Annotated in this window: 14 protein-coding genes; 2 read left to right on the top strand and 12 right to left on the bottom strand. The window is 40.4% G+C overall.

The window, feature by feature from the left end:
- Window positions 1-337: 337 nt before the first annotated feature.
- The 10 genes from hemH to RI557_RS10210 all read right to left on the bottom strand — a co-directional run bounded on the left by hemH (window position 338) and on the right by RI557_RS10210 (window position 8638).
- Window positions 338-1360: a ferrochelatase gene (hemH, locus tag RI557_RS10255; RefSeq protein ID WP_310683621.1), complete on the bottom strand. Its 1023-nt coding sequence runs from the start codon at window positions 1358-1360 to the stop codon at window positions 338-340.
- Between the two features lie 2 nt (window positions 1361-1362).
- The gene (gene lnt, locus RI557_RS10250; protein WP_310683619.1) at window positions 1363-2976 is read right to left on the bottom strand and encodes an apolipoprotein N-acyltransferase; all 1614 of its coding nucleotides are present in this window, start codon (window positions 2974-2976) and stop codon (window positions 1363-1365) included.
- A gap of 48 nt (window positions 2977-3024) precedes the next feature.
- A complete protein-coding gene (gene nadD, locus RI557_RS10245) occupies window positions 3025-3624 on the bottom strand; it encodes a nicotinate (nicotinamide) nucleotide adenylyltransferase (RefSeq protein ID WP_310667094.1) in 600 nt (199 codons plus the stop codon).
- A gap of 146 nt (window positions 3625-3770) precedes the next feature.
- Window positions 3771-4346, bottom strand: a complete 576-nt coding sequence (gmk, locus tag RI557_RS10240; RefSeq protein ID WP_310683618.1) for a guanylate kinase — start codon at window positions 4344-4346, stop codon at window positions 3771-3773.
- Window positions 4346-5221 (bottom strand): YicC/YloC family endoribonuclease, encoded by an 876-nt coding sequence (locus RI557_RS10235; protein WP_310683614.1) that lies wholly within the window; start codon window positions 5219-5221, stop codon window positions 4346-4348. The genes gmk and RI557_RS10235 overlap by 1 nt, the downstream gene beginning before the upstream one ends.
- A gap of 47 nt (window positions 5222-5268) precedes the next feature.
- A complete protein-coding gene (mltG, locus tag RI557_RS10230; protein WP_310683612.1) occupies window positions 5269-6306 on the bottom strand; it encodes an endolytic transglycosylase MltG in 1038 nt (345 codons plus the stop codon).
- Window positions 6303-6818 carry a GNAT family protein gene (locus RI557_RS10225; protein WP_310667088.1) on the bottom strand — a complete coding sequence of 172 codons (516 nt, stop codon included), beginning with the start codon at window positions 6816-6818 and terminating at the stop codon, window positions 6303-6305. Before RI557_RS10225 ends, mltG begins: the two co-directional genes overlap by 4 nt.
- The gene (gene dapF / locus RI557_RS10220) at window positions 6815-7597 is read right to left on the bottom strand and encodes a diaminopimelate epimerase (RefSeq protein ID WP_310683610.1); all 783 of its coding nucleotides are present in this window, start codon (window positions 7595-7597) and stop codon (window positions 6815-6817) included. The genes RI557_RS10225 and dapF overlap by 4 nt, the downstream gene beginning before the upstream one ends.
- Window positions 7597-8310: a hypothetical protein gene (locus RI557_RS10215; RefSeq protein ID WP_310683608.1), complete on the bottom strand. Its 714-nt coding sequence runs from the start codon at window positions 8308-8310 to the stop codon at window positions 7597-7599. Before RI557_RS10215 ends, dapF begins: the two co-directional genes overlap by 1 nt.
- A 112-nt stretch (window positions 8311-8422) precedes the next feature.
- Window positions 8423-8638, bottom strand: coding sequence for a DUF2281 domain-containing protein (locus tag RI557_RS10210; RefSeq protein WP_310683606.1), 216 nt, complete (start codon window positions 8636-8638; stop codon window positions 8423-8425).
- A 243-nt stretch (window positions 8639-8881) separates the two neighbouring features.
- On the opposite strand from RI557_RS10210, the gene RI557_RS10205 reads away from it, so the two are divergent.
- Window positions 8882-9793 (top strand): T9SS type A sorting domain-containing protein, encoded by a 912-nt coding sequence (locus tag RI557_RS10205; RefSeq protein ID WP_310667085.1) that lies wholly within the window; start codon window positions 8882-8884, stop codon window positions 9791-9793.
- A gap of 106 nt (window positions 9794-9899) precedes the next feature.
- Here the strand turns inward: RI557_RS10205 and RI557_RS10200 are convergent, their stop codons facing one another.
- Together RI557_RS10200 and RI557_RS10195 are read right to left on the bottom strand one after the other, a co-directional pair.
- Window positions 9900-10127, bottom strand: a complete 228-nt coding sequence (locus RI557_RS10200; protein WP_310667083.1) for a UPF0175 family protein — start codon at window positions 10125-10127, stop codon at window positions 9900-9902.
- A 129-nt stretch (window positions 10128-10256) separates the two neighbouring features.
- Window positions 10257-11717, bottom strand: coding sequence for a glyceraldehyde-3-phosphate dehydrogenase (locus RI557_RS10195; RefSeq protein WP_310683604.1), 1461 nt, complete (start codon window positions 11715-11717; stop codon window positions 10257-10259).
- 175 nt (window positions 11718-11892) lie between these two features.
- On the opposite strand from RI557_RS10195, the gene RI557_RS10190 reads away from it, so the two are divergent.
- The coding region (locus RI557_RS10190) for a hypothetical protein (RefSeq protein WP_310683602.1) at window positions 11893-12377 on the top strand (485 nt) is incomplete at its 3' end.

Here is a 12377-nt window from a genome sequence, read left to right as displayed (position 1 = left end):
GCGGAATTGGCGTTGAGCAAATAGCGGACATCGTCATTGGGCTTGAAATGTTGATCAAAAACCTGTCCTTGGTTTTGGACGAAAAAGGATTTTGTTTGGGTGTAGTTGGTGGAGGAGAACAATAGTGCACTATACAGTAAAAGCGCAATAGTTATATGGAAATTAAGCCTCAACATTATCTGCTAAGTTAATATAATCCCTGAGAAGAATTTAAAAATGTAAAACCAATTTCTTTTTGGTAAAGGTTTCTGATATAAGTGCAAAAGAGTGATTTACGAGTAGTCTCAACCCTTCCCTCCTGTGAAACTATGAGAAAATCTTTACACTATCATTTATTTTAAACAACAGCCCTCTTCATAATAATATCCTCCAGCGTTTCAACCCATTTTGGGTGAACATTTAAGCTGGGAACGAGATCTAATTTCTCGCCACCGTTTTCCTCAAAAATCTCTACGTATTCATCACCAATCTCAACCGTTGTTTCGAGACAATCGGCAGTGAAGGCCGGACTAAAGACCAGTAGCTTTTTAGCGCCTTTTTTAGCCTGCTCTTCAACGATTTTATCGCTGAATGGTTCTAACCAATTCTTGTCTAATCGGCTCTGAAAAGCAACGGTATATTTTGATTCCGGAATATTCAGGCGAGACACCAATGCTCTTGTTGTGGCATAACAAGTTGCTTTGTAACAAAACTTGTTGAGCTCGGTTATTTTGGTTTCGCAATCATGTTCATCACAAGGCAAGCCGTCATCATACACTTTATCAACCTGCCTAACCGGCAAACCGTGATAGCTGAAAATCACGTGATCGTAATCATCGATGTTGTATTGCTTACCTCTCTCGACAAACGCATCAATAAAACCCGGATGATCCCAGTACTGGCTCACCATTGAAACCTCAGGAATGACGTACCATTTTTTCATGATCTTCATGGCTCTTTCAAGAGTTGAGCCTGTTGTGGATGAAGCGTATTGCGGATAGAGTGGTAGAATGATGATTTGATCGTAATTCTTAATCCGCATTTTTTCCAAAACACTCTCCATGCTTGGAGATTGGTAACGCATTGCTAAATGAACATCGATATGATCAGGCATTTTTTTCTGTAGTTCATCGCGAAGATCTTCACCTAAATAGAGAAGAGAAGAACCTCTGTCATCCCAAAGCATTTTATAGATCTTTGACGATGAAAAGGATCTGAACGGAACAATAATCAGATTCACTAAAATGGCTCTTGCCAGCCATGGTAAATCGATCACACGCGGATCGTTCAAGAACTGAAAAAGGTATTTTCTCACAGCACTTACTCCAGGATTATCTGGTGTGCCGAGATTAACTAAAAGTACGCCTACTTTCTTTTGCATAATTATTTCTTTTTATCTGGTTCGGCCTGTCGTCTTCTTACAAAAACTAACAATAATAGTAAACCACTAAAAGCTAAAGAAGTTCGTGACATGTAATCACCGTGTTTGGTGTAAAAGGTTTTTTCAGGATTCAGCGCGATTTTAGATGAGATCACATCAGGCTCCCACCATGAAGTTTTTTGTTCTATCTCTCCTTTTTGATTGATGAATGCTGAGATTCCCGTATTAGCTGATCTCGCAATTGATTTGCGGTGTTCGATGGCTCTCAGCTGTGCGTATTTCAGGTGTTGATGATAGCCGGGTGTATCGCCCCACCAGCCATCGTTTGTGATGATGAAAATGGCTTCTGCTCCTTTGTGAATATAATCACCAACGTATTCGCCATAAACAGATTCGTAACAAATAACGGGGGCTACACTCCCAACTTCACTCGAAAATGATTCCCTGTAATCCTGTCGGCCTAGACTTCCTGTTGTTCCACCAAGATTAAAAGCCAAATCCTGAAAATGCTGAAATAACCAGGGGAATGGCATCATCTCAACTCCGGGAACGAGCTTTGATTTGTGGTAAAACTCAACGCTGTCCTTCGTAGAGATATGAACCGCTGTGTTGCAGTAATCGTAGTAAATCTGGTTGCGATTGGCATAGCGAGCGGTTGGGCTATCAGGCTTCATCCTGCCGTAAATCACAAATGTTGACGCCCCAATTACGATATTCGTCTTTGGATAGTCATTTTGCAACTCTTTCAGAACCGCGTATTCATTTGTTTGTTTGAATTCCGCTTCGTCAAAGCTCTTCGGAATAGCTGTTTCCGGTGCCACGACATAACGCGTTTTTCCGGTTACTTTTTGGCGAGCCAGATCTGTAATTCTCTCTACCTGCTCTTCGCTCGACAAACCACCAAACTTGTCGTTGTAAGGATCTACATTTGGCTGCACCACCACCACCTCAACTTCTTTTCCCTGTTGCTCGTAGCTGCTGTAAATGCTGTATCCGGCAATGATCGGAACCGAGATGATTAGGACGGTTGTAGCCAGTGGTCGAATTGCGGCTCTGACCGTGGAAAAAGCCAGGTATTTTTGAACGGCTCTGAAAATACCGATGTTGACGAGCCAAATCCAAAGCGTTCCTCCGTTAACGCCTGTAAACTCGTACCATTGAACCCAGTTAGGAGTCCCGGCAAAAACATTTCCTAAGGTGAGCCACGGCCACGATAAATCCCAGTCCATGTGAAACCATTCCCAGGCCAGCCAGTACATAATGAGCCCTGCAAATCCCGGAACATCACCCAGTGTTTTACGGGTGGCCTGAAAAAGCGAAAAGATTACGGCTACAAAGAGCGCATTAAAGAGAATTGCAGCAACGGCTCCAAATGATGACGCATTCCAAACCCACCAGGTTGATATGATATTCCACACTAAAAAAGCGATGTATGCGTACCAAATAACTCTGCTCTTTTCACCTCTTTGAGAGCTTTCGAGCTGAGATTGAGCAACAATTAGCAACGGAACAAATGCGATGAAAATAAGTGGCACGAGCCCGCCTGTTGAAGGCCATGAAACGCCAGCCAACACACCCGAAAGCACTGATAAACCAATTTTGTGTATTTTCTTCAACCTCAATTTATGTGGCTTTAGTGTGTTTGTGCTTTCAAATGTAATGTATCATTTATAAAAATTCATCTCATCACAGTATTTGTGAACGGGCTCAGTAAGTAGATATTGCACGTCTTTTCCTTCGTGAATTGCCTTTCGAATAAGCGATGAAGAGATTTTCATAATAGGAGCTTTCACGAGCCTCACTTTCTCGTGATTAGCGTAACGGCTCTTTTTGTGCTTGATTTTTTGTTGTTCTTCTTCGGTCAGAGCCCGGGGATAAACATAGATTTCGTGATTTTCCAAAATCTGTTCGTGGTTTTGCCACTTGTGAAGAGTGCGCAAATTATCTTCTCCCATAATCAGATTGAAATCGTGCTGAGGGTACTTCTCCTCTAAAGCAACCAGAGTGTTGGATGTATAAGATGGTTTGGGCAATTTAAACTCAATATCACAGTAATCGAGCTTGTCATTTTCATCAACAGCTATTCGCACCATTTCAAGGCGGTGGTAATCCTCGAGCAGGTTGTGATTTTTCTTCATCGGGTTTTGTGGTGTTACCACCATCCAAACCTGATCGAGATCAGTATATTGCGCCATGTAATTGGCGATAATGAGGTGTCCTACGTGAATAGGATTAAACGTACCGAAGTAGAGTCCTACGTTCATCTGCTTGAAATTTTTTGCTGGTTACAAAAATCTGCATAAAATTTCTGCACATTCAGTAACCGCTTCGCTCACACATCAACTATTTAATCATTCTCAAAAAGGTGATTTTTGATTAAAAAAGTTCATGCTCGTTTCATCGTTTTATTTCAATTGTTTTCAGCATTCAAAAATGCCTGTACTAATTCTTTTACTTTCTCAACAGCAACATCCAGGTCATCGTTCACAACAACATGATCAAATTGTTTTGCTTTAGACAATTCCTTTCGCGCTTTTGAAATGCGCATTTTAATTTTCTCTTCTGATTCAGTTTTGCGTTTTCTCAATCGCTCTTCAAGCGCACTCTCAGAAGGCGGCTCGATGAAAATGGCAAGTGCCTTAGCATCGAACTGATTTTTCAGGTTTAACCCTCCTTCAACATCAATATCAAAAATGACTGAATTTCCTTTATCCCAAATACGGTTCACTTCTTTTTTCAGTGTCCCGTAATACTGATCGGGGTAAACTTCTTCCCACTCGAGAAATTCGTCTTTTTCTATTGCATTTTTAAAGCCTTTCACACCCAAAAAGTAATAATCCTCTCCGTGAATCTCAGTTGTTCGCTGTTCACGGCTCGTAGCTGAAATGCTGAATTCTAATCCGGGCGTATCTTCTAACAACTCATGAACGATTGTTGTTTTTCCGGCTCCGCTGGGTGCTGATATAATAACAAGTTTATTGCTCATTAAAGTACATTTAAAATCTGCTCTTTTATCTTCTCGAGCTCATCTTTCATTTGTACTACAGCACGCTGAATGGGTGCATTGTTCGCCTTGGAACCAATTGTGTTAATTTCTCTTCCTATTTCCTGCGTGATAAACGAGAGCTTTTTTCCCTGAGATTTTTCACCTTTCAATGTTTCCGCAAAATAGTCACAGTGGGCTTTCAGGCGGACTTTCTCCTCCGTGATATCCAGCTTTTCGAGGTAATAAATCAACTCCTGTTCCTGGCGATTTGAGTCGATATTTTTTTCTGAGGATGCGAGTTCGTTTAAGCTTTTTTGAATACGTTCTTTAACTGAGTTGATTCTGTCTTCTTCGTTGTCTTCAACAACTTTTGAAAGCGAAACAATCTCATTCACTCTTTCCCTGAAATCTTTTTCCAGTTTAGATCCTTCCTGCTCTCTAAACTCCATGAGCTTTTCAGCTGCCTGCCTGGTAAGATGAACAATGTATTGCCACTCTTCAGGATCGAGCTCTTCGCGCTCAGGACGTAGCACTTCAGGCATGCGCATGAGGATACCGAGGTAGTCATCACTCGACTCGCCAATTGATTCGCCTAATTCTTTCAGTTGTGAATAATAAGAGCGGGCAAGTGCCTGATTAACTCCGTGGCTCGATTCAGCCCCGTTGTTTTCTACAAAAAGCGAAAATTCGATTTTTCCGCGCTCTAGCGTTTTGTACAGAAGCGAGCGCAATTCCATTTCTTTTTCCTTGTAATTGCTGGGCATCCGCACGATTATATCAGCCTGCTTACTGTTGAGCGACTTGATTTCAACCACAAATTTTTTGTTCCCCAATTCGCCCGAGGCTTTACCAAAGCCTGTCATGGAATATATCATATACGTCCTTTTAGGACGGGCAAAGGTAACACTTTAAGTTGGAGCGCTTATCGAACTCCTTCTCTTCTTAAAAATTGGATGTATTTTGCCCGGTTTCGGTTGTGTTGAGCGAGTGTTCTGGCAAACTCATGATAGCCTGAATAATCTGGTTTAGCGCACATGTAGTAATAATTGTGATCCCCGGCATTTAAGACTGCATCGAGTGCTCTTCGCTCGGGAACGGCTATTGGTCCGGGAGGCAATCCTGTAACAACGTATGTATTATAGGGTGATTCTACTTTTAGATGCTTGAAGTAAATCCGCTTGAGAGAAGGGTCGCCAACAGCATATTTCACAGTAGGATCAGCTTGTAATTTCATTCCCCGCTCTAACCTGTTCAAATACAATCCTGCCACTTTTGGCATTTCATCGGCTCTGAATGTTTCCTGCTGCACAATGCTGGCTAAAGTGGCCACTTCACTTTGCGATAACCCAATTTCTTTGGCTTTTTGAATGCGTACGTCAGTCCAAAAACGTTTAAACTCCTGCGCCATTCGGTCAATAAACTCTTCCCCGTTTGTGTTCCAGTAAAACTCATAAGTATTTGGAATAAACATGGAGATGAAAGTTGTTTCATCAAAACCATAGTGCTGCATGAGCTCTTTATCGGTCAGAGCCGAGTCCAGGCTTAGCGAGTCCACTTCAAGCTGGCTGCTCACCTTTCCGGCAAGCTCGTGGAGGGTTCTGATCGTGTTAAAAGTTACCTGAACGGGAACCTGCCTGCCGGAACGGAGTAAGTTGACGAGCTCGTTGTTGCTCATTCCTTCCTTTAACCGATACCTCCCGGGCTTTATGTTTTGGATGTATTTTTTCTTTTCGGCAACCCAGGTAAACGTATTTTCATTGATGAGATATCCCTCATTTAAAAGAAGCTGTTTCACTTCTTCAAAACTGGCTCCGGTTCTGATGTAAAAATATTGATCCTCCGTATCAGGGATATGGACGTTGGGAGACTTGATGGTTTTGTAGAGTTGGTAAGCTGTAATTCCCACACCAACCAAAACGAGAACCACTAAAGCGATGATGATTTTTTTGAGCTGACTCACTTATTGATTAATTGAAGCGTGTATTCATCTACAAAAACGTTACTGCGCTTGATCCAGTCGTGAAAAGTGCCGGTTTTTTGAAATCCGATTTGCTCAAAAAGTTTGAGGCTTTTTTCATTATCGGCCGGTATGTTACAGTAAAGTTGGTGCAAATTTAATATCTCAAAAGCGTATTTGATGAGTATTTCGAGAGCTTCTTTCGCATAGCCTTTTTCGCGGTATTCAGGTTTAGCGATTAGCACGCCAACTCCAGCCCTGTCATTCACCAAATCGAGATCAAAAACATCGACACAGCCAACAGTTTCATTTGTTTCCTTTTTACAAATCATGAATCGTGCTTGCTTGAAGGCATAAAGATCCTGATCTGATCGGGCGTATTGCTCCAGTACATTTCTTGGAAATGGCGCCAGGGTGTTGCTCACTTTCCAGTTTTCGAGCTTGTTTTCCCAATTGTAAAGCAACTCCACATCCTCCGGCTCAACGGCTCTGAGTGTTACCTTTTCTCCTTTCATATTTCAACCTCTCCCTTGAAAACCTGCTCGGCCGGACCTTTCAACCAAATGTTTGAAATTTCATTTCCGTTTTTTTCAAAAGAAACGCTTAAATCTCCACCACGAGCTTTAATCGGCTGATCGATTTTACCATCCTGTTTCTTTCTAAAGGCATTGCTGATTGCCACGGCTGTCACACCCGTTCCACAAGAAAATGTTTCATCTTCAACTCCGCGCTCGTAAGTACGCATGTTGAGAACCTCACCAACAGGCTGAACTAAATTGATGTTGATTCCCTCTTCTTTAAACTCTGCCCCAAAACGAATTTCTTCTACGTATTTGTTGAGATCGGCATTTGAAATTTCTGCGTTCTGAAAATGAATAAAGTGAGGTGAGCCCGTATCGAGAACATAATCACCGTCTCTTTCCTCAACAGCACTTTTGGCGTTCATTTGCAATTCTACCCAATTTCCAGAGAACTGGGCTTTGTGCTCTCCGTCAACGGCCATAAAAGTCGTTTGATTTTCAATAATCCCCAGGAATTTCGCAAAGGCGACAATGCAACGCCCTCCGTTTCCGCACATACTGCTGTAGCGACCGTCAGAGTTGAAATAGATCATTTCAAAGTCGAGAGTAGGATGATTGCGCAACAGCATCAATCCATCAGCTCCTATTCCAAATCTGCGCTCGCATAGTTTGCCTATTAATTCAGCATTATCAGCTGGAAATTCATTTTTACGATCATCGATCAGGACAAAGTCATTTCCCGTACCGTGGTATTTGTAAAATGTAACTTTCATTATTGCTGCAATTGTAGCAAAATAGATTTTGATGTAACCGGTTTTAGCTGCATTAATTCAAAAGTAGGCTCCACCGAATAAAAATTATTGAAATGCTTAAAATAGAGAGAATCCTGCAACTCATAAATTTTGTGCGCCTCATCTACATCAACGCCAAAGAGTAAAAGCTTGTTATTAGCCATCTTGTAGCCTTTCGAGTTCAGTGGCGACTGCCAGTATTCAACAGTAATGGTTGTTTTATTAACCGGTTTAATAGAACTCTGCTTTTGAATGAGCGTGTCATCTTGCGTTGTGAGAACCGTATCCTCAACCTCAATTGGAATGATATTCAAAACCGACCTATTTACGAGTTGCTCCCTTTGCACCACGATCTCATCATCGTTTTGAGTTGGCCGATCAGGGAGTGAATCTATTTGGGTGGAACTCGTTGAGTCAGTAATTTCACGGTCAGAGCCCGACTCAGCATCAGGCTTTTCCTCAACCGGCTGGCTTTTTTGGGTAACCTCAGGCTCGTCTTCAACTTTCGGTTCTGATCGTAAATCGAGTGTATCAGGATCTTGAGCTTGCTTTTCGCTCTCTGTTTTGACTGACTTTACTTCGGTTTTTTCAGACTCCTTTTTTGAGGGCTCACTTTTATCGTGCTGACCACTGTTACAGGCCGCTAGTAAAAGCACCAAAAAAGAAACCGATATAACCCAATGACCAGCAAACATTCTCTCTTCTTGTGATTTACACAAATGTAGCGAATGAATTGGAAACCTGGCTCAATGAGGTTCTTGTTTTAACTAAATAGAAATCTACCAGAATGTTTGCACTTCATACTTTTTAAGCGTTGGCAACATAGTATTCTTTAAAGTCTTCTAAAGGCTCATCAAAGTCATCAGAAATTTCAATTTGTCCTTTAGCACATCCAAACTTTGGCTTATTTTTCTTCACTTCACTGTTTCGTTTACTCATTAAAAAATCTATGAAATCATTTACTTCAGATTTCATATCATCAGGTAAGGAGCTTATTTTAGCATAAAGCTGTGAAAATCCCATAATTTCCATTTCTATCAAAGATAAATATCTATTAAATATCAGTTTTCACCCTGTAAATATTCTCTTCTTGTGATTTAGACAAATGTAGCGAATGTACTTGAATTCGATGTAATTCTTCAACAATCCAATACAGCTAAGGAAGTGTAGCTTATTTTGAACTCTCATCTTTTTTGACTAACTCTGTAATGTGAATTTTATCATCACTGATCATCCAACAAAAACTAATCGTCAAATAACACCATTATGAAAAGCTATTTACTCGCAATACTTTCCCTAATTACAACTGTAAATTTATTTTCACAACAAACCCACTTCCCGGATTCTAATGCTGTGTGGAGTGTTTGGGATTATAAATTCATTATTGATGGTGACTCCACAGTCAATGGCAATACGTATAATAAGTATTATATGATTGATGACACTGTATTAACTTCAACCTCACAAAAACAATTAGCCGGACTGGTTCGTGAGGACACAAACACTCAAAAAGTATGGGGAATTCATCCTGACAGCACTCAGGAAGTCTTACTTTACGATTTCAGTTTAGAAAAAGGAGACTCAGTAACTGTGTCACAAATCACTCCGTTTAGCCCAATTAACGACAATGGAGTCATAACGAACACTGTAAAAATTGACTCTGTCGATACCATTACAATAAATGGAGTTAGTCATAAAAGACTTTTTATTGAAAATGGCCCTGCTAATTTTGGATTTCTTGATGAATTCTGGGTTGAAGGAATTGGCAGTAATGCCGGTCCACTTTCACCTGGAATTTTTTTCATTGTAACGATAGATGGTCCACGAATGCCTCGTCTAATATGTTTTGAAAGAAACGGAACTGTTCTTATCGATCAAAAAGATGAGATATTCAGCGAGCCTCTTAATAATTGCTACTATGTATTGAGTGTCAGCCCTGAGCCTTTCAGAAATCTCAACATCACACTCTTTCCTAATCCAACCTCAAACCAGTTGAGACTACAAACAGACTTGAACTTATCTTCTTACAAGATTCGAAGTATTACAGGCCAAACGGTAAAAGCCGGAATGCTTTCCAATAAGACAATCTCTGTTAGCTCACTCAATACCGGAGTTTATTTCCTGGAGATAACAACAAAAGAAGGAGAAAAAGGTGTTGAACGGTTTGTCGTGAAATAGAGAAGAAACTCACAATTACAGCTCGTTGTTTCTCTTTAAAAGTGATAATTCTTGCATCTTATCAAGAACAATTAACACACTAACACTAGTGTCAGCAATGACACACTTATGCATTAGAAATATCTGACTCTAAAACATCTTTTGAATCACTGAATAATGAGACTCCATACTTGCCCAGTAATTCAATGAATGCTCTTTTAGAAATTCCCGCTGATTCAGCAGCTTGCCCAGATGACAAAACACCATCTTCATAAAGCTTTACAGCTATAACCATAGTCAGTTCTGCATCATTTTTATCTACTGAATCTGGTATTTTTAAATGGAGAGTTCGCATAAAGTCTGTTTTCTCAAATATAACGGATTTTTTTTATTTCGGTTTAATGAATTACTAACCCGATCACATCAATAAAAAAAGCCCCTTCAAATCCATGAAGAGGCTTTTTGAATATTGTAAATATCAATTCTAGTAATAGTGCAATCTGCGCACTTTCGCTACATACTTGGCAAGACGAATAACCTGTTTGGTGTAGCCAAACTCATTATCGTACCATGTGTAAAGTACCACATTACGCTTATCGTTGTGAACAAGTGTTGCGTTGCTGTCAAAAACAGAACAGCAAGTGTTACCAATGATATCATTTGACACGAGCTCAGGATCCATCTGGTAATTGATTTGGTTTACCAGTTCACCTTCAAGAGCAGACTTACGAATAATCTCATTGACCTCTTCAGGTGAAGTGTCTTTTCCTACTGTCAGGTTCAAAATAGCCAATGAACCATTTGGAGTGGGAACACGAACAGCGTTTGCTGTCAATCTACCATCGAGATCAGGAATTACTTTTGAAACGGCTTTTCCGGCTCCTGTTGAAGTGATCACCATGTTGATAGCTGCAGATCTACCTCTACGCGGTTTTTTGTGCATATTGTCGAGGAGGTTTTGATCGTTCGTGTACGCGTGTACCGTTTCAATGTGTCCTTTTTCTACTCCCAACTCATCATGTACAACTTTCAGAACCGGAGAAATAGCATTCGTAGTACAAGAAGCAGCAGATAGAATCTTATCGTTTTCGATATCAATTTCATCCTGATTGATTCCATAAACGATATTCGGAATACCTGACCCCGGAGCAGTCAACACAACCTTTGAAATTCCGTTTGCTTTGAGGTGAATACTCAACGCTTCTTTGTTGTTGAAAACACCTGTATTGTCGATGAGAATTGCATTTTCAATTCCGTACTCAGTATAATCAACCTGATCGGGGTTATTGGTTCCGATCATTTTAACGCGCTGACCATTAATAACCAATTCTTTTTTATCGAGGTCTTCTTTTACAGTTCCGGGGAAATGTCCGTGAACAGAGTCGTTACGCAATAGCGCTGCACGTTTGATGATTGTTTTATCGCTGTCGTCACGTGTTACGATTGCACGCAAACGCAACTGCTGACCTTTACCAAACTGCTTGATGAGTTCGCGAGCAGCGAGGCGACCAATACGACCAAATCCGAAAAGCACGACATCTCTCGGCTCAGGTTCTGACCCAGACCCTTTCACAAATGAACCAATGCGATCTTTGAGGAATTCTTTCAGGTCATCGAACTTATCACCTTCTTTTTGGTATTCAACAGCCAACTTCCCGATGTCGATTTTTGATGCAGCTAAATCCATTTTGAGGATTTCTGCCGCAATTTTTTCGGTATCAAAAATCGTAACCGGATTTTTCACAACGCTGTTTGCGTACTCGTGCATGTTGAGAATCTCAGACACGCTTTGGTCAACGAGATGATTGCGAAAAAGTACGAGCTCAACAGAGTCTTCATACAACAATTTACCTATAGAGTTAATTAAGCTTACAGCAGCTTTTTCCTGCTCTAACCAATTGTTTAGATTGGTGCTGTAATCACGTTTTGCCGTTTGATTCGCCATGACAATTTTTTTGCGATGAAATGAATGTATCCGTATTAAATTCTGGCGCGAAGATACATAGTTTTTCATGATTAAATTAGGTAATCCACCTTAATAGTTGGCTAATGGTCAGAGCCCAAAAACTTGTAACCTCCTGTTTTTTTTTAACTTAGCTCAATAACTAATAATTCACTCTATGAATACCCTCAAAACTATTGCTTCGCTATTCTCATCTATCTTTTTGTTGACAGCTGGTTTAGTTGCACAACCTTACGAACAAACACTCACCAACTCCAGTGAGTGGACGTTGAAAACAGACAACTTACCGGGAACAAAAACGGATACTTTATTTGTTTCGGGTGATACAACTATTAACTCCACTAACTATAAAATAGTGGAATTAAAAAACAGTGATCTCAATCAGTATTTCTTGAATGAAGATACTTCCACAGGAAAAATTGAATACTTCTCTACCTCAGATACTTCTGTTAGAACTTCAATTGACCTTTCCCTAACTGTGGGGGACACTCATCAGTTCTCATCACCAAACTATGGTGACACAATAGCTATTGTTGATTCTGTTTACACTTTTAATAACCGGAAACACATAAGGTTCAACTTTGAACTGTATTATGCCGGGAATGAAAAATTAGAGTTTATTGAAGGTATTGGTTCAAATAT

Origin of the sequence: Salibacter sp., from assembly GCF_031581065.1 — a bacterium.
GTDB lineage: Bacteria > Bacteroidota > Bacteroidia > Flavobacteriales_G > Salibacteraceae > Salibacter.
Note: the sequence above shows the minus strand (reverse complement) of the source record. Positions and strands in the feature narration are given on the sequence as shown.

Coding starts and splice junctions, on each gene's coding strand:
- RI557_RS10200 (WP_310667083.1), bottom strand. CDS start 10,127: ATGCGAACTCTCCATTTAAAAATACCAGATTCAGTAGATAAAAATGAT.
- RI557_RS10210 (WP_310683606.1), bottom strand. CDS start 8,638: ATGGGATTTTCACAGCTTTATGCTAAAATAAGCTCCTTACCTGATGAT.
- RI557_RS10205 (WP_310667085.1), top strand. CDS start 8,882: ATGAAAAGCTATTTACTCGCAATACTTTCCCTAATTACAACTGTAAAT.
- dapF (WP_310683610.1), bottom strand. CDS start 7,597: ATGAAAGTTACATTTTACAAATACCACGGTACGGGAAATGACTTTGTC.
- RI557_RS10235 (WP_310683614.1), bottom strand. CDS start 5,221: ATGATATATTCCATGACAGGCTTTGGTAAAGCCTCGGGCGAATTGGGG.
- RI557_RS10195 (WP_310683604.1), bottom strand. CDS start 11,717: ATGGCGAATCAAACGGCAAAACGTGATTACAGCACCAATCTAAACAAT.
- nadD (WP_310667094.1), bottom strand. CDS start 3,624: ATGAACGTAGGACTCTACTTCGGTACGTTTAATCCTATTCACGTAGGA.
- gmk (WP_310683618.1), bottom strand. CDS start 4,346: ATGAGCAATAAACTTGTTATTATATCAGCACCCAGCGGAGCCGGAAAA.
- RI557_RS10215 (WP_310683608.1), bottom strand. CDS start 8,310: ATGTTTGCTGGTCATTGGGTTATATCGGTTTCTTTTTTGGTGCTTTTA.
- hemH (WP_310683621.1), bottom strand. CDS start 1,360: ATGCAAAAGAAAGTAGGCGTACTTTTAGTTAATCTCGGCACACCAGAT.
- RI557_RS10225 (WP_310667088.1), bottom strand. CDS start 6,818: ATGAAAGGAGAAAAGGTAACACTCAGAGCCGTTGAGCCGGAGGATGTG.